Origin of the sequence: Micromonospora sp. NPDC000207, from assembly GCF_040300925.1 — a bacterium.
In the GTDB taxonomy this organism is placed as follows: Bacteria; Actinomycetota; Actinomycetes; order Mycobacteriales; family Micromonosporaceae; genus Micromonospora.
Map to the genome: position 1 here is coordinate 20,035 of NZ_JBEPEQ010000051.1, position 20,758 is coordinate 40,792.

Below are 20,758 nucleotides of genomic sequence, written 5' to 3' on the forward strand. Positions count from 1 at the left end.
GGAATGGCCTGAACGGTGCACCCCGGAGAAACCGAACGATTGACCTACGCCGTTGTCGATCGTCGTTACGGTCAGGAATGCGATTCATGGATGCCGTAGTGCCCGACGAGTGGGCCGCACGACCGGTGGTGCACGCCGAGTTCCGGGGGGAGGGCCCACTGACCGCCCCGCTCACCTGGGGGCAGCAGGTGATGTGGCGGGCCAACGCCCTGTCCGGGTCGAACCACCGGTTCATGAACCTGCGCCGTACCCTCCCCGTCTCGGATCGGGTCGACGCCGACCTGGCCGCCGCCACCCGGGCGGTCGGCGCGCTCGTCGCCCGGCACGCCTCACTGCGTACCCGGGTCCGGCCCTACCGTGACGGCCTGGTCCAGGAGGCGGCGGCGGTCGGGGCCCTGCCACTGCTGGTGGTGGCAGGGGAGGGGAACGGGTCGGCGCAGGCCACGGCCACCGCCGACCTGTTCGGCGACGTCGCGTTCGACCACGCCGAGGAGTGGCCGGTCCGGGCCGCCGTGGTCCTGGTCGACGACCGGGTACGCCAGATCGTGCTGGTGTTCAGCCACTCCACAGTGGATGCCCACGCCGTCGACGTCGTCCTGCGCGACCTGCGGCTGCTCCTGGTGCGTGGCGCCATCGCGGTGCCGGCCGGAGCACAGTCGGTGCAGGTCGGGCTGCGTCAGCGGGGGCCGGACCGGCTGCGCTCCGCGCGGGCGGTGGCGTACTGGCTGCGGGAGTTTCCCCGGGTGCACCCCCTCGACCTGCCGACGGTCGGGCCGGGGCTGGAACCCCGGCTGCCCCGGGGTGTGCTGGTCTCGTCGGCGCTGGAGCGGGCCGTCCGGCTGGTCGCCGCCCGCCACCGGGTGACCACCTCCACGGCGCTGCTGACCGCCATGACGGCCCTGACCGTACGCGGACGCGATCCCGGCCCGTGCGGCTTCTTTCCCATGGCGCACAACCGATTTCGTCCAGATTTCTCACAGACGGTCGCCAATATCGGGCAGATCGGTTTCGGAGTGGTCGACCTGACCGGTCGTCCGAGCTTCGGGGAGCTGGCGTCCCGCGTGTGGAAGGCGTCGCTGAGCGCCTACCGGAACTCGTATTACGACACCGCTGATCTCCGTCGCGGCTTCACCGATCTGGGGTACGAGTACGGCACCGTTTTTCTGCCATATCACTATTTCAACGACGTCCGACTCCCCGGCGGGGAGGGTGGACCACTGCCCACCGTCTCCGAGGCGCAGCTGCGTGCCGAGACGGCCCACAGCACGTACGGGTGGACCGCCGGGCTGGACGTGGCGTCCTGGCACCTGCTGGCGCACGTCGTCGACGAACCTGGTGCCCTCGGCGTCACCCTCTCCGCCGACAGCCGTTTCGTGGCCCGGGACGCGGTGCACGGGTTCCTGCGCGACCTGGAGGAGCTGATGGTCCGGGCCGCCTTCACCGACGTCCCCTGGCCGTGGCGACCGACCCCGGACCCGGTCGGTCCGGCGCCGGACCCACCGACCCCGGACCCGGTCGGTCCGGCGCTGTCCCGACCGGCCCCGGACCACGTCGGTCCCGCGTCGACCCGACAGACACCCGAAGCCGACCAGGTCCGGTACGCCCCGTTCGCCGGCGGGGTGGACCGCACCGGTCCACTCACCTGGGGACAGCGGGCCATGTGGCGGGCGGTGGTGGAGTTCGAGTCGACCGAACGCAGCGTCCTGAACCTCCGCCGGACCCTGCTGCTGTCCCCCCGGGCCGGGATCGACGTGGACCGGGCGGTCGCGGCGCTCGGAACGCTCGTCGGTCGGCACGAGTCGCTGCGGACCCGGGTCCGGGTCGGCGACGGGGACCTGTGGCAGGTGGCATCGGCCCGGGGCGACCTGCCGGTGACGGTGCGGACGGCGGACCCGGGAACGGACCCGGACGGCCGGGTGGCGGCCCGGACCCTGGCGGCCGACCTCGGCGACCCGCCGTTCGACCACGCCGCCGGATGGCCGCTGCGGGCCGCCCTGGTGGTGGTCGACGGGCTGGTCCGGCAGGTGGTGGTGGTGTTCAGTCACTCCACCGTCGACTTCCACGCCGCCGAACTGGTCCTGCGGGACCTGCGGATCACCCTGCTGCGGGGTGCCCCGGCGGCCACCCCCGTCCTCCAGTCGCTGGACGTGGCGCTGCGGGAGAGCGGCACCGCGCAGCGGCGGTCCCGGCGGGCCGTGGCCCACTGGATGCGGCAGTTCCGACGACTGCCCGAGGGGATGTTCGAGACGGTCGAGCCGGGCGAGGAACCCCGGTACCGGCGGGGCTCGCTGGTCAGCACCGTGATCGACCCGGCCGTCCGGGCGGTCGCCGCCCGACACGGGGTGACCACCGCCACCGTCCTGCTCGCCGCGACGGCCGCCGTGGTCACTGCGGCGACCCGCCGGGAGGTCTGCGGGTTGTTCGCCATGTCCAACAACCGGTTCCTCCCGGAGTACGCCCCGGCGGTCAGCAAGCTGAACCAACTCGGGATCTGTCTGATCGACCTCGCCGACCGACCCGACTTCGCCGAGGTGCTCGCCCGGACCCGGGCGGCGTCGTTGGAGGCGTACCGGCACGCCTACTACGACCCGAGGGAGTTGGCGCAGGCCTTCACCGACCTCGGGTACGACTACGGCACCGCGCTCGCTCCGTTCTGCTACTTCAACGACATCCGTATCCCCACCGGCGTACCGGAGACCGGTGGCGCCGGGGCGGGCGACGCCGAGCGCCCGGGGCCGGACCCGACGGCGCTTCGGGCTGCCCGTTCGGGCAGCGTCTTCACCTGGTCGGAGCCGCTCGAACGGTTCGCGTGGCGGTGCCGCCTCCAGGTGGTCGACGCTCCCGGGGCGGTGGAGCTGGTCGTCACCGCCGACACCCGTCACCTCTCAGCACACCGGGCGCAACGGCTGGTACGTGCAGTGGAGTGGCTCCTGGTCGAGGCGGCGGTGGGTGACGTGCCGTGGCCCTGGTGCCCGCCGGACGACCCGGACACGGATCGAAAGATCCCGTTCCCGACGGCGGTTCGTCCTTGACTGTCCCTACTGGACCCACTAGACACAGTCGGGCACAACCTGACAGGAGTTGTGCAGCACCATCCGACAGGCGTTCCGTGGTACCGGTGGCGGGCCGGTTCTTCCCGTCAAGTCGACGATCAGGGCCACGACGGGGTGGGAGGCGGCCTGGTGCAGGCGACGGAGAAGGCCCGGTTGGGGCGGACCGGGGTGGAGGTGACCCGGCTCGGTTTCGGGCTGGCCCCGATCGGCGGCCTCTACCAGCCGGTGGGGGACTCGGCGGCCCGGGTGACGGTCGAGACGGCGTGGGACCTCGGGCTGCGCTACTTCGACACCGCCCCGCTCTACGGGTGCGGATTGTCCGAGCGGCGGGCCGGTTCGGTGCTCGCCGGCAAGCCACGCAGGGAGTTCACCCTCTCCACCAAGGTCGGCCGGCTCCTGGTGCCCGGCGGGTCGGGCACCGAGGACATCTGGGCCGAGCCGACCGGCCACACCCCGACCTTCGACTTCAGCTACGCCGGGGTCCGCCGGTCGTACGCCGAGAGTCTGGACCGGCTCGGTCTGGACCGCATCGACATCGCCCACATCCACGACCCCGACGCCCACGTCACCGAGGCGCTCGACGGGGCGTACCCGGCACTGGCGGAGCTGCGGGCGACTGGCGAGATCGGGGCGGTGAGCGCCGGGATGAACCATGCCGCCATGCTCGTGGAGTTGGCCGGCGCCGCCGACTTCGACTGTTTCATGCTGGCCGGGCGGTACACCCTGTTGGACCAGTCCGGCCTGGCCGACCTGCTGCCCCTGTGCCGGGCGCGGGGGATCTCGGTGCTCGCCGCCGGGGTCTACAACTCGGGTCTGCTGGCCGACCCGCGTCCCGGGGCGTACTACGACTACCTCCCGGCCGACCGGACCCTGCTGGCCCGGGCCAACGCCATCCGGGAGGTCTGCGACCGGCACAAGGTGCCGCTGCGGGCCGCCGCCATCCAGTTCCCGTTCGGGCATCCGGCGGTGGCCAGCGTGGTCGTCGGGGCCCGTGATCCGGGGCAGATCGCCGACAACGTGACGATGTTCGAATGGCCGATCCCCGGCGGCCTCTGGGCCGACCTGAAACGCTGCGGCCTGCTCCCCGAGGAGGTTCCCACCCCCTGACCGTGGCCGTCTTCCGGGGCCGACCCGGCCCCGTGGACGGCTTCGTGGTGTGGTGGTCAGCGCTGTGGCAGCACGCACGGCACCCTTCGCCCCGTGGTCGGACCGTCGGCCGGCGGTCGTGCCGAGGGGCCGCCGGACACCTGGTGAAGACCGGGCACCGGCATCGCGGCGACGTCGGCGACGTCCGGCCGTTGCAGCGGGATTGTCATCTGCCGCACCAGGGTGTCGAACCTGTCCCGGCGGGTGGTTCCCGCCGGGAAGAAGTGGTCGAGGATGCGCGGGTGCTGCCTGAGGAGATCGAACTCCTCGGGATGAAGGGCCTGTTGTCCCTCCCTTCCCAGGCGTTCCAGTCGCCAGTGGCTGCTTTCGTGACCGTTCGCCCTGGCCCATTCCTCGTCTGGGGTCCTGGCACCGAGCGCGTCCAGGTAGGCGCGGATCTCGGTCTCCCAGTCCGGTCCGCTCCTTCCGTATGAGAGCCTGGTCCGGGCCTCGGGCGGCTTCTCCAGGGACCGTTCGTAGCGGGCGCGTTTCGGGGTGCCCGCCGGGAAGTAGTGGTCGAGGAGCTTCGGTGACCGTTGGAGGAGTTCGGTCTCCTCGGGGTGGGGCGTCCGTCCGTTCCCGAGGTCGAGCAGTCGCTGACGACTCGCGTGGTGATCGTCGACCACGGCCGGGTCATGGTTCGGAACGTCGTGGCCGAGCGAGTCGGAATACGCCTGGTGCAACGCCGCCCACTGTCGTCCGGTCCGGTGGACCCTGCGAGCCCCCGGTACCGTCACGGCGGCGGTGGCGGCTACCCCTGAGGTGCCCAGGCCGCGCTCCTGCGTCTGCCTCCTGATCAGGTCGTCGTACCGTTCGCGGCCTCGGGAACCCACCGGAAGAAATGCTTCGCGGAACTCCGGTGCTTTTCGGAGGAATTCGAGTTCTTCCGGGAGGATCTCGATGTGTCCGTACCTCAGGTTGACCAGTCGAGTCTGACTCCTTTTGTGGCCGTTCTCGATGGCCCAACGGTGGGAGGGTGCCTGCCCCTGAAGGGCGACCCGGTATCTCTCGTGCTCGACCACCCAGTCGCCTCCCAGGCTGCGGGGGTCCTTCGTGGCGAGGAACCTCGCCCGGAACCCGGGGGAGTCCCGGAAGAACACCTCCTCCTCCTCGGGGCTGGCTCTGACCTGCCCCTTCCTGATGTTCGCCAGCCGGTCGTGGCTGGGTTGGTGGCCCTCTTCCCGAGCCCAGGATCGGGATGGTCTTCCTTCTTCTCCGTCGAGGGCGTCGCGATATCGACGGTGTGCCTCCACCCACTCCTTGCCGGTCCTGTGGTTGCCCCTGTTCGTCGCGCCCTCGCCCACCTGGTCGATGTCGAGGAACCGGCCCAACTCCGCGATATCGTCCTGAGTGAGGAGCTCCCATGGGAGATCGAGGTCACCGAGGTCCGGCTCTGGGGCGGTCACTCGTTGCGGTACGGGCTGGCCGGGGATGCTCCGGGGGTCGGTCACGATGTCCCTCCACGGTGGGGTGCCACGGCCGTCCTGACGTCCGGCAACCGGCAGCGGTTCAACAGTGGGTGGAAACACGGGAGGCCGCCACCTGCGAGGGTGGCGACCTCCCGGTCTCAGGGGCCGGGCGCGATTGGTGTCGTGGCGGGGGCGTCAGCGCCGGGGCGACGACACGTTTGACACCTGCCCCGGCGGTGGGCTGCCGCCGGACGCGAGCGGTCGCGCCGAGGTCTCTCCGGGGACGGGGCTGTATCCCGCTAGCGACGTTGCCGCGACGTCGGCGACACTGCCCTCTGACGCCCGTTCCCTGACGAGCTTGTCGTACTGCACACGGCCTTTGGATTCGGGACAGAGGAAGGCGTCTCGGAATTCCGGTGCGTCGTCGAAGAAGGCGGCCTCTGCTTGGCGAATCTGGACTGTTCCCTTACGAATGTTCGTCAGTCGATCGTGGCTTCTCTGGTGGCCGTGCCTTCTGGCCCACATCGGAGAGGATGGAGGTTCTCCTCGAAGGGCCTCGCGATACGCCCGGTGGGCGGTCGCCCAATTTTCTGCGAAGCTCTCGCGGCTGTTGTGGCTCAGGGGGTTGGAGATTTTGTCGCTCAACTCAGGGAACCTAAGCAAGAATTTTTCTTCTTCTGCGGTCGTCTGGACTTCTCCTCTTTTGATTCTCGTCAGTCGCATGTGGCTGTGTCGCAGGCCGTGTCTCTCGGCCCACCTTCGCGACGGTTCGAGCCCTGCCTCGACGAGGGCCTTGCGGTATCTCTCGTGCTCCGCCACCCACTGTTCTCCAGTTCGGTGCAGTTTGCCGGGAGGCACGTTCGGCGGCTGGTCGGTCTGCTCGCTGGTCCATCCCGGTGCCTGCTGACCGGGATTGTCGTTCCAGGGGTAGGTCACGAGGTTCCCTTCGCGGTGAGGTGCTGCGACGGTGGCCCTGACGTCGGACGGGCGCGACCGGTTCGACACCTGGTGCGACCCGAGAGAAGGAACACAGGAGGCCGCCACCTGCGAGGGTGGCGACCTCCTGCCGTGCTGTGGTTTCAGGCGCGCTTGGCGGGTCACCAGACTGTCAGTCCCGTGGTCCGGTCGTGTCGGGGGTCGATCGGCGTACCAATGGTCCAAAATATCCGTTGTGACGACGTGGCAGGTGGGACCCGACGGCGCGGTGGACCGGCCGGGCGGGTACGGGGTCGGGCAGCGGCCCGGTGCGGGGGCGACGGTGGTCGAGCGACCGGCGCTCGACTACTACCTGGTCCACCCGCCGGGCGGCCCCGGTGCCGGTCGACCGGTCGGGCTCCTGGTCGAGGAGTTCGTGTTCGGCGACGACCACGCCGCCGTCCGGCTCGACGGTGCCGGGTGGACGGCGGGGGAGCGGCGGTGGTGGGACTCGGCCGCGTTCAGTCGGGCGATCCGCGCCGACCGGCGGGTCCGGGAGCGGGTGGCCCCGGTGGACCGGTCCACCGCCGAGGCGGTCCACCGACGGTTGGGCGGCGACGACCTGCCGGACGAGAATGCTCTGCGCGGTCACTTCGGTGCTGGCGTCGCGATACCGGCCGCCGCCCCGCTGCGGCTCGGCGACGAGGTCACCGACGGGTACCGGGACACCCGGGTCTATCGGATCCTCTTCGCCAACGCGTTGAGCTGGGACGGTTTGGCCCAGTTGCAGACCAGGTGGCGGATGACGATCGCCGAGGACGCCGCCGACCCCCACGCCCGGGTGGTGGGCACCGCCCACCTGCGGGTCGGGGCGGACGCGTACACCTGGCAGGTGCGCCGGGTCGCCGGCGGCGCGGCCTGGTGCCTTGACGTCACCGTCGACCTCGCCGCGCACGGCGACGACACGGTACGCCCCCTGCTGCGGTCCCTGACCGCCGCGATGCGCGCCCAGGGGCTGATCCCGGTCACCGTGGAACGGTTCTCCTGAGGACGTGGCGGCGCGGCGGCGTGGCTTTTCCGGCCGAGCGTCTACACACTGTGGGACGTGCGTGACGATGAGGTGATGCCGGCGGTGTCGGTGATCCGGGTGGCCCGCCGGGACGACCCGGTGAGTGCGGTGACCGAGGACGACGCCGCGCGGCGGGCGGCCGCGTACCCGACGGTTCGGCTCGGCGGGCCGATCTTCGGGCACGCCGAGGAGTTGCCCGACGGACGGTGGCAGGTGACCGACCTCGACGAGTACACCCCCCAGGGTGCGCGGGACGGGCTCGCCGAACGCCTCCGGACCTGGCGGATGAAGGTCACCGACCGGGCCCTCGGGGCGGAGTTGGACGCCGTCGACGCCCTCCTGGACTGGGAGAAGATCGACGAGGTCACCGTCGCCGACCGCCGGTACCGGATCATCCGTACCGACACCTTCGCCCGGTTCGGCCCCGACGGCCCCGAACCGCCGCGCCCCACCGACCCGGACCCGCTGCCGCCCGGCACGACCACCCCGCTGCGCGCCACCCCCCTGGTGGTCGCCCCCGAGGAACCGACAGGTCTGGCCCACGCCCTGCTCAAGGCCGAGGTGCTGACCGCCCACTATCCCCGGGGCGGGGTCCGCCCCGACATGTACGACGACAGCGTCCAGGCCACCCGGACCCATCCCGGGGCGGTCATCCTCCCCACCCGGTACGCCGTCGCGGAGTGCGTCGGCGGACGCTGGCAGCCGGACAGCCTCGCGGTGGACACCCCGCAGGCGGCCCGGGACCTGCTGGCCGTCAACCTCCGTTACCTGGCACCCCGCCTCGACGAACTCACCGCCGGGCAGACCCGGGCGTACGCGCGGGCCGCCGACGACCTCGACGCCACCCGGGCCGACGAGGTCACAGTCCTGGGGCGTCGGTTCCGGGTGACCCGGATCGAGGTCCTGCTCCGGTTCGGCCCGAACGGCCCGGAGGGCCCCCGCCCCTCCGACCACGACCCCGATGACCCACCGGAGGTGCACGCCGCCCGCCTCCGATCCGAGGGCCTGCTCTCCGACGAGCCCTGACCGTCGGCACTACGCCACACTGTCGGGGTGCTGCCCGCCGCCGACTCGATCGCCGACCTGCCCGTCCGGCAGGTCCTGCCCGACCTGACCGCTGCCCTGGACGACGCCGGTGCCGTGGTGCTGGTGGCCCCGCCCGGGACCGGGAAGACCACGCTGGTGCCCCTGGCCCTGGCCGATGCGGGCACCGGCCGGGTGGTGGTCGCCGAACCCCGCCGGGTCGCGGCCCGGGCGGCGGCCCGCCGGATGGCCTCGCTGCTCGGCGAGCCGGTCGGGGAACGGGTCGGCTACACGGTGCGCGGGGACCGTCGGGTCGGACCGGCGACCCGGGTGGAGGTGGTCACGACGGGTGTCCTGCTCCGGCGGTTGCACCGGGACCCGGAACTCGCCGGGGTGGACGCGGTGGTGCTCGACGAGTGCCACGAACGGCACCTCGACTCCGACCTGGCGCTCGCCTTCACCACCGAGGTACGCGCCGCCCTCCGGCCGGACCTGCGGCTGCTGGCCACCTCCGCGACCGCCGAGGCCGACCGGCTGGCCCAGGTGTTGACCGCCCCGGTCGTGCAGGCGCACGCCGTCACGTACCCGGTCTCGGTGCACTGGTGCCCACCGACCGGGCCGGTAGCCCCGCCGCACGGCCTCCGGGTCGACCCCCGGCTGCTGGACCACGTGGCGGCGACCGTCCGGCGGGCCCTCGCCGACGGGCCGGGCGACGTGCTGGTGTTCCTGCCCGGTGCCCGGGAACTCGACACCGTCGCCACCCGGCTGGCCGGCGTGGACGTCGACGTCGTCACCCTCCACGGGCGACAGGAGGCGGCCACCCAGGACGCGGCGCTGCGGCCCGGCCCCCGCCGTCGGGTGGTCCTGGCCACCTCGATCGCCGAGAGCAGCCTGACCGTCCCCGGGGTCCGCGCTGTGGTGGACGCGGGTCTGACCCGGGTCCCCCGCACCGACCACGGCCGAGGGTTGGGCACCCTGGTCACCGTTGCGGTGTCCCGGGCCTCGGCCACCCAGCGGGCCGGTCGGGCGGGTCGGGAGGCGCCCGGCCGGGTCTACCGGTGCTGGTCGGCGGCGCAGCACGAGCGGCTGCCCGCCCACCCCGAACCGGAGATCGCCGTCGCCGACCTCACCGGGTTCGCCCTGGACCTGGCGCTGTGGGGACATCCCGACGGCACCGGGTTGGCCCTGCCCGACCCCCCGCCGTCGGGAGCATTGCAGGTCGCCCGCGCCACCCTGTCCGCCCTCGGCGCGCTCGACGGCGACGGCCGGGTCACCGCGCGCGGGCGGGCCATCGCCGAGGCCGGCACCCATCCCCGGCTGGCCCGGGCGTTGATCGACGGCGCCCCGGCAGTCGGCACCGACCGGGCCGCCGAGGTGGTCGCCCTGCTCACCGAGGACGGCCCCGGAGGGGCCGGGGACGACCTGCCCGCCGCCGTCCGCCGCCGCCGGGCCGAACGGTCCCCCGCCTGGCGTCAGGAGGTACGACGACTCGCCCGAACCCTGCCGAAGGTCCCGGCCACCGCGCTCACCGACGACCTGGCCGCCGCCCTCGTGGTCGGCCTGGCCTACCCGGAGCGGGTGGCCCGGCTCCGCCGACCCGGTGGCACGTCCTACCTGATGGCCGGGGGGACCGCCGCCGACCTGACGCCGGGTACCCGGCTCACCGCGAGCGAGTGGGTGGCGGTCGCCGCCGCGGACCGGGCACCCGGTGCGCCCACCGCGCGGATCCGACTCGCCGCCCCGTTGGACGAGGCGACCGCCCGGCAGGCCGCCGCCACCCTGCTCACCGAGGCGACCGAGGTGACCTGGGCCGACGGGCAGGTGCAGGCCCGGACGTCCCACCGCCTCGGCGCGATCACCCTCGTCGAACGGCCGCTGACCGACCCCGACCCGGCCCTGGTCCGGGCGGCCCTGCTCGACGGGTTCGCCGAGGCCGGGCTGACCCTGCTGACCTGGTCCCGGGAGGCGGTGGAACTCCGCCACCGGCTCGCCTTCTGCCACGCCGCCCTCGGTGCGCCGTGGCCCGACGTCACCGACGCCGCCCTCCGCGCCACCCTCGGCGACTGGCTGGCCCCGGAGCTGACCCGGGCCCGCCGCCGCGCCGACCTGGCCCGGATCGACGTGGTGGGGGCGCTGCGGCGGCTGCTGCCCTGGCCGCAGGCGGCCCGGCTCGACGAGTACGCCCCGGAGCGGATCGAGGTGCCCAGCGGCTCCCGGATCCGCCTCGACTACACCGACCCCGCCGCCCCGGTCCTCGCCGTCAAGGTGCAGGAGGTGTTCGGCTGGACCGCCGCGCCCCTGCTGGCCGGGGGCCGGGTCCCGGTGCTGCTGCACCTGCTCTCCCCGGCGGGCCGCCCGGCGGCTGTCACCCGGGACCTGCCCTCCTTCTGGCGTACCGGCTATCCCCGGGTCCGTGCCGAACTGCGCGGACGCTACCCCCGCCACCCCTGGCCGGAGGACCCCACCACCGCAGTGGCGACCCGGCGGGCCGCACCGCGACGCAGGTGACACCCCCACCCGTCGTGGACGTCCAGCCGTCGTCCAGGTTCCTGCCAGGCAAACCCCGGGTCGACCCGGGTAGCCTCCGACGTCGGACCGACTCGGGGTATCGACCCCGGTCGACGAGGGCGGGGGCGATGACGAGGAACACGCGGATGACGCTGGCGCTGATCGCGGCGGTGGTGCTCGGGGTGGCCGGACTCCTGGTGGTCGACCGGGCCAACCGTCCCTCCGCCCCGGCCGCCGAGGGGGCGGTCGACCCGTCGGTGCTGGTCCGGGCGGACAGCCACCGGCTCGCCACCGCCGACGACGGGGTCACCCTCGTGGAGTTCCTCGACTTCGAGTGCGAGGGCTGTCTGGCGGCGTACCCGGCGGTGCAGCGGATCCTCGACACCTACCGGGGGAAGGTCACAGTCGTGGTGCGGTACTTCCCGATGCCCGGTCACCCCAACTCCGACCTCGCTGCCCAGGCCGCGCAGGCCGCCGCCGACCAGGGGCGGTTCGCCGAGATGTACGCCCTGCTGTTCGAGGGGCAGCCGACCTGGGGACACCGGCAGGACCCGCAGACCGAGGTCTTCGTCGGGTACGCCAGGACCCTCGGGCTGGACGTGGAGCGCTTCCGGCAGGACCTGACCGACCCGGCCACCGTAGCCCGGGTCGCCGCCGACCGGGCCGACGGCGAGGCCGCCGGGGTGACCGGCACGCCGACCTTCTTCGTCGACGGCCGACCCCTGACCGACCTGCGGACCGAGGCGGACCTGGTCGCCGCGATCGACGCCGCCCTGGCCGGATGAGCCGCTTCCTCGACCGGGTCACCGCCTGGGTGCTCGCCCTCGGCGGGGCGGTCGGGCTGGTCGCCGCCACCGCCCTCACCGTCGAGAAGATCAACCTGGTCGCCGATCCCGACTACCTGCCCCGGTGCAGTCTCAACCCGGTGCTGTCCTGCGGCTCGGTGATGAGCACCTGGCAGGCCGAGGTGTTCGGGATACCCAACCCGTTGCTCGGCATCGCCGGGTTCGCCGTGGCGGGCACCGTCGGCGTGGTGCTGCTCACCGGGGTCCGGCTGCCCGGCTGGTTCTGGCTGGGCCTCCAGGCCGGTGTGACGTTCGGCGTGGTCCTCGTGCACTGGCTGATCTACCAGAGCCTCTACGTCATCGGGGCGCTCTGCCCGTACTGCATGGTGGTGTGGGTGGTCACCATCCCCGTCTTCCTCTACGCCACCCTGGGCACCCTGCGCCGGTTCCGGCCCGACGGCCGGGTGACCAGGACCGTCGGGACGTACCACAGCCTCGTTCTCGTCGTCTGGTACGCGACGGTGCTCGCCGCGGTGCTGCACCGGTTCTGGGACTACTGGCGCACCCTCGCGTGAGCGTCGTCGGGCGTACCTCCCGGGTGAGTGTCGTCGCGGTGCCGGGGTCACCCACGGGCGGGCGTCGTCGCGGTGGGTCGGTAAGGGCCGAATGCCCGATCACCCCTGCCGGATTTCGAGGTTTTCGCTGGCTGGAACATGGTGTTTACCGGCCCGACGTCGATGAGGTGGGTCACCACCTGTGCGGTTGGGGGTGTACCCCGGTAGGGTAGTGGGACCGATTGTTGATCTCTGGGGAGGTTGTGTGCTGGTCCTGGTGGCGGTCCATGCGCTCGCAGCTGTGGTCGCCCCGGCTCTGGTGCGCAGGTGGGGACCCCGAGCTCTGTACCTGGTGGCGTTACCGCCGGCGGCCACGTTGGTGTGGGCACTCGCCCACACCGGTCAGGTCCGAAACGGCGACCCACTGGTGCAGGTCGTGCCCTGGGTGCCGCAGGTCGGGTTGGAGATCGCCCTGCGGATGGGCACCCTCGCCTGGCTGATGGTGGTACTCGTCGGTGGTGTCGGCGCGCTCGTCCTCGCCTACAGCGCCCGCTACTTCACCGCAGGCGACCCCGGACTGGGTCGTTTCGCCGCAGTGTTCGTGGCGTTCGCCGGGGCGATGCTCGGGCTGGTGGTCTCCGACGACCTCGTCCTGTTGTACGTGTTCTGGGAGCTGACCACTGTCTTCTCCTACCTGCTGATCGGCTACGACCCGGCCAAACGGTCCAGCCGGCAGGCCGCCATGCAGGCGCTGCTGGTCACCACCCTCGGTGGCCTGGCAATGCTCGCCGGCTTCATCATGCTCGGTCAGCACGCGGGGAGCTACCGCTGGTCGGAGGTCTCCCAGAACCTGCCCGGCGGGGGTTACCTGTCGGTCGCCCTGATCCTGATCCTGCTCGGCGCGCTCAGCAAGTCGGCGATCTTCCCGTTCAGCTTCTGGCTGCCGGGCGCGATGGCAGCGCCCACCCCGGTCAGCGCGTACCTGCACGCCGCCGCGATGGTCAAGGCCGGTGTCTTCCTCGTCGCCCTCCTGGGGCCCGCCGTCGGCGAGGTCTTCGCATGGCGGACGACACTGCTCGCCGGTGGCCTGATCACCATGTTCCTCGGTGCCTGGGCGGCGCTGCGGCAGGTCGACATCAAGCTCCTGCTGGCGTACGGAACCGTCAGCCAACTCGGTCTGCTGATGGTCGTCCTCGGCGCCGGCACCCGCGACCTCGCGCTCGCCGGTGTGGCGATGGTCCTGGCCCACGCCCTGTTCAAGGCCACGCTCTTCCTCGTCGTCGGGATCGTCGACCACAAGACCGGCACCCGGGACGTCCGGGAGCTGAGCGGTCTGGGTCGTCGCCTTCCGGTCCTGGCCGGGGTGGCCGGGCTGGCCGCCGCCTCGATGGCGGGCCTGCCGCCGATGGCCGGGTTCGTCGCCAAGGAGGCCGCGTTCGAGGGCTTCCTGCACGGCAGCGGCACCGACCGGGTGGTCCTGGCCGGGCTGGTGCTCGGCTCGGCGCTGACAGTGGCGTACACGCTGCGGTTCCTCTGGGGTGCCTTCGCCACCAAGCCCGACGTCGCCCCGACCGAGGCGGCCGACCCGGGGTGGGCGTTCCTCGCCCCGGCGGCCCTGCTCGCGGTCGCCGGCCTGGCCGTCGGAGCGGCGGCCCCCGCCATCGACACGGTCCTCGCGCCCCACGCCGACCAGTACGCCACCGGCACCGACCCCGGCTACCACCTCGCCCTCTGGCACGGGTTCACCCTGGCCCTGGGCCTGTCGGTGGTCGCCGTCGGCGCCGGTGCGGGGCTGTTCCTCCTCCTGCAACGCCGCAAGCTGCACCCGGCGCTGCGGCTGCCGTTCGACGGCGGCACCGCCTACCACAAGGTCAACGCCGGGCTGGACCGGCTGGCGGTGGAGCTGACCGGTGCCACCCAGCGTGGTTCCCTGCCGTTCTACCTCGGCGTCATCCTGGTCGTGATGGTGGTGCTGCCCGGTGGGGTGCTGCTGGCGGGCGCTCCGTGGCCGCAGCGGTTCCAGCTCTGGGACACCCCGTTGCAGGCGGTGGCCGGAGCGGTGGTCGTCGTCGCGGCGATCGCCGCCGCCCGCGCCATGCGTCGACTGACCGCCATGATCCTGGTCGGGGTCGCCGGCTACGGCATCGCGATGCTGTTCATCCTGCACGGTGCGCCCGACCTCGCGTTGACCCAGTTCCTGGTGGAGACCGTCACGATCGTCATGTTCGTGCTGGTGCTGCGCCGGTTGCCGGCGAAGTTCTCCGAACGGCCGATCCGGTCCAGCCGACGCGGTCGCATCGCGATCGGGGTGGCCGTCGGTGCGGTGACCGCCGGGATGGCGTACGTCGCCGCGGGCGGCCGGTTGGCCGATCCGATCTCGCTGCTCTTTCCCGAGCAGGCGCTGTCGTTCGGCGGCGGCAAGAACGTGGTGAACGTGACCCTCGTCGACATCCGGGCCTGGGACACCATGGGTGAGATCGCGGTGCTGGTGGTGGCGGCCACGGGTGTGGCGAGCCTGATCTTCCGCCGAACCCGCGACCTCGACCAGCGCAGTTCCATCCCACGTCAGGACGGCGGTGCCACCGACAAACCCCGGTGGCTGCGCTCGGGTACCGGGGTGGAGGCCCGCCGACAGTCGGTGATCCTCCAGGTGGTCACCCGACTGCTGTTCCACGCGATCGTGCTCTTCTCGGTCTACCTGCTCTTCTCCGGGCACAACGCCCCGGGTGGCGGGTTCGCCGCCGGTCTGGTCGCCGGCCTCGCCCTGGCCGTGCGGTACCTCGCCGGTGGACGGACGGAACTGAACCACGCCGCCCCGGTGGACGCCGGTGCGGTGCTGGGCGCGGGTCTGTTCGTGGCGGTCGGGACCGGGGTGGCAGCGGTCCTGATGGGCGGCGACTTCCTCCAGACCGCACTGTTGGACTTCTACGTTCCGGTGCTGGGCAAGGTCCACTTCGTCACGTCGGTCTTCTTCGACGTCGGCGTCTACCTCATCGTGGTCGGCCTGGTACTGGACATCCTGCGCAGCCTCGGTGCCGAGATGGACCGGCAGACCGAGGCCGAGGAGCAGGACGAGGTACGGACGACGAAGGAGCTGGTGTGACCCCGAACCTCACCTACGTGGTCGTGGTCGGCGTGCTCTTCGCCGCCGGTGTGACCCTGCTGTTGGAACGCAGCCTGACCCGGGTGCTGATGGGCGTCATCCTGCTCGGCAACGGCGCCAACCTGTTGCTGCTCACGGGGGGCCGGGCCGGTGGTGCGCCCATCGTGGGCACCACCCCGGAGGAGGAGATGAGCGACCCGCTGCCGCAGGCGATGGTGCTCACCGCCATCGTCATCACCCTCGGGATGACAGCCTTCCTGTTGGCGTTGGCGTATCGCAGCTGGCACCTGGTCGGACACGACGAGGTGCAGGACGACGTGGAGGACCGCCGGATCATGGAGTTGGCCGACCGCGACGAGGGCCCCGGCACCTCCGACTTCGGCGAGGGTGACGGCGACGAATCCGACGACGGGCCGACGACGGGTACGACCACGGCGTCCGACGCCGACCGTAAGACGGTGGCCGGCGAGACGGGGAGGCCCCGATGAACTGGCTCGTTCCTCTGCCGGTGGTCATGCCGCTGCTCGGTGCCGGCCTGGCCCTGATGCTCGCCGGGCGGCCTCGCGCCCAGCGGTTGGTCAGCCTGACCGTCCTCACCGCCACCGTGGCGGTGGCCGCCACCCTGCTGCTGCGCACCACCGTCGACGGGCCGCTGGTGTTGGCGGTCGGCGGGTGGGCCGCACCGTTGGGCATCGTGCTGGTCGCCGACCAACTCGCCGCGTTGATGCTCGTGGTGTCGGCCACCGTGACCCTCTGCGTCCTCGTCTACTCCATCGGGCAGGGTATGGCCGACGGCGACGAGGAGACGCCGATGTCGGTCTACCACCCGACGTACCTGGTGCTGACCGCCGGTGTCTGCAACGCGTTCCTCTCCGGTGACCTGTTCAACCTCTACGTCGGGTTCGAGATCCTGCTGGTCGCCAGCTACGTCCTGCTCACGCTGGGCAGCACGGAGACCCGGATCCGGGCCGGTACGACGTACGTGGTGGTCAGCCTCCTGTCCTCGCTGATCTTCCTGGTCGCCATCGGTCTGGTGTACGCCTCGACCGGTACGCTCAACCTGGCCCAGCTCGTGGACCGGCTCGACGCGCTCCCGGACAACCTGCGCCTGCTCCTACAGGGCATGCTGCTGCTGGCGTTCGGCATCAAGGCGGCGGTGTTCCCGCTGTCGGCCTGGCTGCCCGACAGTTATCCGACCGCCCCGGCACCGGTGACGGCGGTCTTCGCGGGCCTGCTCACCAAGGTCGGCGTCTACGCCATCATCCGGACCGAGACCCTGCTCTTCCCGGGGGGCCGGACGGCGACCCTGCTGCTGGTGGTGGCCGGACTGACGATGATCGTCGGTATCCTCGGTGCCGTCGCCCAGTCCGACATCAAACGGTTGTTGTCGTTCACCCTGATCAGCCACATCGGGTACATGCTGTTCGGGGTGGGGCTCACCACCCAGCTCGGGCTCTCCGCGGCGATCTTCTACGTGGTGCACCACATCACCATCCAGACCACGCTCTTCCTCGCCGCAGGTCTGGTGGAACGTCGTGGGGGCAGTACCGCGCTGGATCGCCTCGGTGGTCTGGCCAGACTGTCACCGTTGCTGGGCATCCTGTTCTTCATACCCGCGTTGAACCTGGCCGGGATCCCACCGTTCTCCGGGTTCCTCGGCAAGCTCGGCCTGGTGCAGGCCGGTGTCGACGACGGCGGGCCGCTGGCCTGGACGCTCGTCGCCGCCGGGTTGGTGACCAGCCTGCTGACCCTGTACGCCACCGCCCGGGTGTGGAACCTCGCCTTCTGGCGGGCGCCGCACGCCGACATGCCCGGTCCGCAGGACACCGTGCACACCACCCGGGCCGCCGGTGCCATGGAGCCCTACGAGGTGCCCGACAAGGGCTTCTCGGGGGCGATGATGCCCCGGCTGATGGTCGCGCCGACCATCGCGCTCGTGGTGTTCGGTCTGGCGCTGACAGTGGTGGCCGGGCCCCTGTTCGACATCAGCACCGACGCCGCCGACGACCTGATGCGGCGGGCACCGTACGTGGAAGCCGTCTACCCGGGTGGTACGCCGTGAGCGCCGAGCCGACCGTGACGAAGGACCAGATCGAGCAGCCGAATCCGCCGCTGAGCCGGCAGGCGCGGCGGCGCAACAAGATCGTGGCGGTGATCGGCCTGATCATCGTCTGGGTGCTGCTCTGGGGCACCCTGAGCTGGGCCAACGTCCTCGGTGGGCTGGTGGTCGCGCTGGTGGTGCTGTCGGTCTTCCCGCTGCCCCCGGTGACCTTCGCCGGGCGGGTGCGACCGGTGGCGTTCGTGCGGTTCTGGCTCCGCTTCGCCAGGGACCTCCTGGTGGCCAGTGTGGAGATCGCCTGGCTGGCGTTCCGGTTCGGGCACATCCCGCACAGCGCGATCATCGCGGTGCCGCTGCGGATCAACTCGGACCTCAACCTCACCCTCACCGCCGAGGCGCTGTCGCTGGTTCCCGGCAGTCTCATCCTCGAGGTGGACCGGGGCAACGGGATCCTCTACGTGCACGTCATCAACGTTCGGACCCGTGACGAGGTGGAACGGTTCCGCGACAGCGTCCTGGAGTTGGAGGCGCGGATCGTCGCCGCCATCGGCTCCGACGAGGAGATCCGCCGGCTGGCGGAGCCGCCGCCTGCCATCCCGGAACCGGTCGACGTGGAAGGAGCCCCGAGATGACAGTCGTCGCCGTGATCGTCACCGTCCTGCTCGCCGTGGCCGGTGGGCTCACCATGTTCCGGATGCTGCGGGGGCCGTCGATCCTGGACCGTGCCGTGGCCACCGACGTCCTGCTGGCCGTCATGGTCGCCGGGATCGCCGCCGAGGCCGCGTACAGCAAGGACAGCACCGCCCTGCCGGTGCTCGTCGTCCTCGCCATCCTCGGGTTCATCGGCTCGGTGAGCGTGGCCCGGTTCGCCGTACGGAAGAATGACAGCCAATGAGCGTGGACGCCGTCCTGGACATCATCGCCGCGGTCTGCCTCATCGCCGGGGCGCTGCTCTGCCTCGCCGCCGGGGTGGCCCTGGTCCGCTTCCCCGACCTGCTGACCCGGATGCACGCCTCGGCGAAGCCGCAGGTGCTCGGTCTGCTGCTGGTGCTGGTCGGGGCGGGGCTGCGACTGCGGGACGGGGTGGACATCACCACCCTGGTCCTGGTGGGCCTGTTCCAGTTGGCCACCGCTCCGGTGGCGGCGCACATGGTCGGCCGGGCCGCGTACCCGGGTCAGCAGATCCGTAGCGACCTGCTGATCACCGACGAGCTGGCCGCGCACCTCGACCGGATCACCCAGGACCGCCGGGACGGGGCGACCACCCCGTCCTGAGCGGTCCCCGGCAGTGCCGGATCACCCCTGCTGCCTCGATCCGGGAAACCCACAGATGGTCGATCCCGGGAACTTCGCAGCCGCCACGAACGACCAATGGTCGCTGGCAACGACGGGGTGGAAGGGGTGGCACAGTGACCGGTCCGGAGTCGACTGACGAGATCACCGGTTACGCGCTCGCCGCCGGACGGGGTGACAGGTCGGCGGCGGCCAGCCTGATCCGCGCCACCCAGCACGACGTCCGGCGGTTCCTGGTGCACCTGGCCGGGGTACGCGAGGTCGACGACCTGATCCAGGAGACCTACCTGCGGGCCTGGCGCAGCCTGCCCGGGTTCGCCGGGCGGTCGTCGGCCCGGACGTGGCTGTTCACCATCGCCCGTCGGGTGGCGGTGGACCAGGTGCGGGCGGCGGTGGCCCGTCCCCGGACCACCGGGGTCCCCGACTGGCAGCGGTTCGCCGACGGTGGCGCCGCCCCGGCCCAGTCCGAGCCGGACGGCGAGATCATCCTCCGGCAGTTGATCGACGGGTTGGCCCCGGAGCGGCGGGAGGCGTTCGTGGCCACCCAGGTCGTCGGCCTGTCGTACGCCGAGGCGGCCCGGGTCTGCGGTTGCCCGGTCGGCACCATCAGGTCCCGGGTCGCCCGGGCCCGCGAGGACCTGGCCACCGCGCTGACCACCCCCCTGTCCCAGCCGGTACGCCGCCGCGACGTCGGCTGACGAGTCCCACGGCTCGCTGCCGTCGAGGTGAACCATCACCTGCCGCGAACTTCCACAACACGTTGCGTCGATTGAAGACCGCCGGACATTCGTTCGGAAATGCGGATGAGTACCGGGAGTTCTCCAGGGCGGTCGCGGCGGCCTTCGACGGTCGGCTGGTTTCTGGTGGTCAACTGCGGAGTTCGGCGGACAGGACATCTCCTCACTGGCAGCGAAACGCCTCTCCCACCACGATCTTTCTGGTCAAGTCGGATGGATCGCCCTATGGTGGACCGGACATGGCGGCTTTCGAGGAGGCCCAGGCCGCCCGGTTCACCGACCTCACAGTCCTCACAACCACAGCGGCGAGTTCCGTGAGCCCTTCTGCCGCCGTGGCTCCGACGGAAGCGCCGCAGGGGTTCACCATCCCCTCGATCCGCGACGTGCCCGACCTGCGGTGGGGGCTGAACGCCCGCCCCGCCGCCCCGCCGCCGTACCAACACCAGACCTGGACTCAGCAACCCCCACCGCCGAGGCGATAGGTGTTTCCGTGGCACCCCCGGACGGACTCCGAGCCGGTCAGGCGGCGTGGCGGTCGGTGGAGGCCTGCGCGGAGTACGGCGGCAGCAGGCGCAGCGTCGCCGGTGGCGGCGGCGCGGTCTCGTCGAGCTGGAGTCGCCACCGGGACCGCGTCGACCGGCGGTGCGGAGGCGGGCCGTCGGCGTGCAGCCCTGGTCGGGACAGCAGGACGGTGATCAGGTAGCCCCCCACCAGGAAGGCGTGGCTGGCCAGGCGGGGCATCGCCACCTGTGAGGTGACCAGGTCGTTCACCGACAGCAGCAGCAGGGTCGCCACGAAGGCGCTGAGCATCGGCAGCAGTCCGGCCGGGGGAGTACGGCGGAGGGCGACGAAGACGAAACCCGCGCCGACGGCGACGTTCCAGGCCGCCGCCTCGTGCCACAGGTGCTGCCCGGTCAGGTGGACGTGGTCGGTGCCGCCCCGGGCGACCTGGACCAGCCCGAGGACCAGCTGCACCGCGCCGAGCAACCCGAGGGCGGCCCGCAGGCCCGCCACCATCCGGGGCCGCCAGTTCAGGGCGGCCGGCGACGGCAGTCGGCGTGGCCGGGGCAGGGTCGGGCGCCACCGGCGACCGGTCGCCGGTGG

At 71.9% G+C, this 20,758-nt stretch carries 17 protein-coding genes; 15 read left to right on the forward strand and 2 right to left on the reverse strand.

Annotated features, from left to right (window positions below; genetic code table 11):
* The first annotated feature begins 86 nt into the window (after positions 1 to 86).
* Positions 87 to 3,032 carry a condensation domain-containing protein gene (locus ABT336_RS14765; protein ID WP_350897110.1) on the forward strand — a complete coding sequence of 982 codons (2,946 nt, stop codon included), beginning with the start codon at positions 87 to 89 and terminating at the stop codon, positions 3,030 to 3,032.
* A 150-nt stretch (positions 3,033 to 3,182) separates the two neighbouring features.
* Complete coding sequence (locus ABT336_RS14770) at positions 3,183 to 4,160, forward strand: aldo/keto reductase (protein WP_350897111.1); 978 nt, start codon at positions 3,183 to 3,185, stop codon at positions 4,158 to 4,160.
* A 56-nt stretch (positions 4,161 to 4,216) separates the two neighbouring features.
* Here ABT336_RS14770 and ABT336_RS14775 read toward each other — a convergent pair whose 3' ends face one another.
* Positions 4,217 to 5,650, reverse strand: a complete 1,434-nt coding sequence (locus ABT336_RS14775) for a hypothetical protein (RefSeq protein ID WP_350897112.1) — start codon at positions 5,648 to 5,650, stop codon at positions 4,217 to 4,219.
* 1,129 nt (positions 5,651 to 6,779) lie between these two features.
* On the opposite strand from ABT336_RS14775, the gene ABT336_RS14780 reads away from it, so the two are divergent.
* From ABT336_RS14780 to ABT336_RS14840, 13 genes are all read left to right on the forward strand, one after another.
* Positions 6,780 to 7,571, forward strand: a complete 792-nt coding sequence (locus ABT336_RS14780; protein ID WP_350897113.1) for a hypothetical protein — start codon at positions 6,780 to 6,782, stop codon at positions 7,569 to 7,571.
* 57 nt (positions 7,572 to 7,628) lie between these two features.
* Positions 7,629 to 8,618 carry a DUF5954 family protein gene (locus ABT336_RS14785; protein ID WP_350897114.1) on the forward strand — a complete coding sequence of 330 codons (990 nt, stop codon included), beginning with the start codon at positions 7,629 to 7,631 and terminating at the stop codon, positions 8,616 to 8,618.
* A 27-nt stretch (positions 8,619 to 8,645) separates the two neighbouring features.
* Complete coding sequence (gene hrpB, locus ABT336_RS14790; RefSeq protein WP_350897115.1) at positions 8,646 to 11,123, forward strand: ATP-dependent helicase HrpB; 2,478 nt, start codon at positions 8,646 to 8,648, stop codon at positions 11,121 to 11,123.
* Positions 11,124 to 11,251: 128 nt separating this feature from the next.
* Entirely contained in the window at positions 11,252 to 11,908 is a 657-nt protein-coding gene (locus tag ABT336_RS14795) for a DsbA family protein (protein WP_350897116.1), read from the forward strand.
* Positions 11,905 to 12,483: a vitamin K epoxide reductase family protein gene (locus ABT336_RS14800; protein WP_350897117.1), complete on the forward strand. Its 579-nt coding sequence runs from the start codon at positions 11,905 to 11,907 to the stop codon at positions 12,481 to 12,483. The genes ABT336_RS14795 and ABT336_RS14800 overlap by 4 nt, the downstream gene beginning before the upstream one ends.
* A gap of 244 nt (positions 12,484 to 12,727) precedes the next feature.
* Complete coding sequence (locus tag ABT336_RS14805; RefSeq protein WP_350897118.1) at positions 12,728 to 15,565, forward strand: Na+/H+ antiporter subunit A; 2,838 nt, start codon at positions 12,728 to 12,730, stop codon at positions 15,563 to 15,565.
* The gene (locus ABT336_RS14810) at positions 15,562 to 16,053 is read left to right on the forward strand and encodes a Na(+)/H(+) antiporter subunit C (protein WP_350897119.1); all 492 of its coding nucleotides are present in this window, start codon (positions 15,562 to 15,564) and stop codon (positions 16,051 to 16,053) included. The genes ABT336_RS14805 and ABT336_RS14810 overlap by 4 nt, the downstream gene beginning before the upstream one ends.
* The gene (locus tag ABT336_RS14815; RefSeq protein WP_350897120.1) at positions 16,050 to 17,627 is read left to right on the forward strand and encodes a Na+/H+ antiporter subunit D; all 1,578 of its coding nucleotides are present in this window, start codon (positions 16,050 to 16,052) and stop codon (positions 17,625 to 17,627) included. The genes ABT336_RS14810 and ABT336_RS14815 overlap by 4 nt, the downstream gene beginning before the upstream one ends.
* Complete coding sequence (locus ABT336_RS14820) at positions 17,624 to 18,256, forward strand: Na+/H+ antiporter subunit E (RefSeq protein WP_350897121.1); 633 nt, start codon at positions 17,624 to 17,626, stop codon at positions 18,254 to 18,256. Before ABT336_RS14815 ends, ABT336_RS14820 begins: the two co-directional genes overlap by 4 nt.
* Positions 18,253 to 18,519, forward strand: a complete 267-nt coding sequence (locus ABT336_RS14825; RefSeq protein WP_350897122.1) for a monovalent cation/H+ antiporter complex subunit F — start codon at positions 18,253 to 18,255, stop codon at positions 18,517 to 18,519. The genes ABT336_RS14820 and ABT336_RS14825 overlap by 4 nt, the downstream gene beginning before the upstream one ends.
* The gene (mnhG, locus tag ABT336_RS14830; RefSeq protein ID WP_350897123.1) at positions 18,516 to 18,899 is read left to right on the forward strand and encodes a monovalent cation/H(+) antiporter subunit G; all 384 of its coding nucleotides are present in this window, start codon (positions 18,516 to 18,518) and stop codon (positions 18,897 to 18,899) included. The genes ABT336_RS14825 and mnhG overlap by 4 nt, the downstream gene beginning before the upstream one ends.
* A gap of 134 nt (positions 18,900 to 19,033) precedes the next feature.
* Positions 19,034 to 19,615: a sigma-70 family RNA polymerase sigma factor gene (locus tag ABT336_RS14835; RefSeq protein ID WP_350897124.1), complete on the forward strand. Its 582-nt coding sequence runs from the start codon at positions 19,034 to 19,036 to the stop codon at positions 19,613 to 19,615.
* Between the two features lie 278 nt (positions 19,616 to 19,893).
* Positions 19,894 to 20,136, forward strand: a complete 243-nt coding sequence (locus ABT336_RS14840) for a hypothetical protein (protein WP_350897125.1) — start codon at positions 19,894 to 19,896, stop codon at positions 20,134 to 20,136.
* Between the two features lie 37 nt (positions 20,137 to 20,173).
* Here the strand turns inward: ABT336_RS14840 and ABT336_RS14845 are convergent.
* Positions 20,174 to 20,758, reverse strand: a 585-nt coding sequence (locus ABT336_RS14845) for a hypothetical protein (RefSeq protein WP_350897126.1), incomplete at its 5' end; no start/stop codon positions are given.

Coding starts and splice junctions, on each gene's coding strand:
- ABT336_RS14765 (WP_350897110.1), top strand. CDS start 87: ATGGATGCCGTAGTGCCCGACGAGTGGGCCGCACGACCGGTGGTGCAC.
- ABT336_RS14795 (WP_350897116.1), top strand. CDS start 11,252: ATGACGAGGAACACGCGGATGACGCTGGCGCTGATCGCGGCGGTGGTG.
- ABT336_RS14800 (WP_350897117.1), top strand. CDS start 11,905: ATGAGCCGCTTCCTCGACCGGGTCACCGCCTGGGTGCTCGCCCTCGGC.
- ABT336_RS14815 (WP_350897120.1), top strand. CDS start 16,050: ATGAACTGGCTCGTTCCTCTGCCGGTGGTCATGCCGCTGCTCGGTGCC.
- ABT336_RS14825 (WP_350897122.1), top strand. CDS start 18,253: ATGACAGTCGTCGCCGTGATCGTCACCGTCCTGCTCGCCGTGGCCGGT.
- mnhG (WP_350897123.1), top strand. CDS start 18,516: ATGAGCGTGGACGCCGTCCTGGACATCATCGCCGCGGTCTGCCTCATC.
- ABT336_RS14840 (WP_350897125.1), top strand. CDS start 19,894: ATGGCGGCTTTCGAGGAGGCCCAGGCCGCCCGGTTCACCGACCTCACA.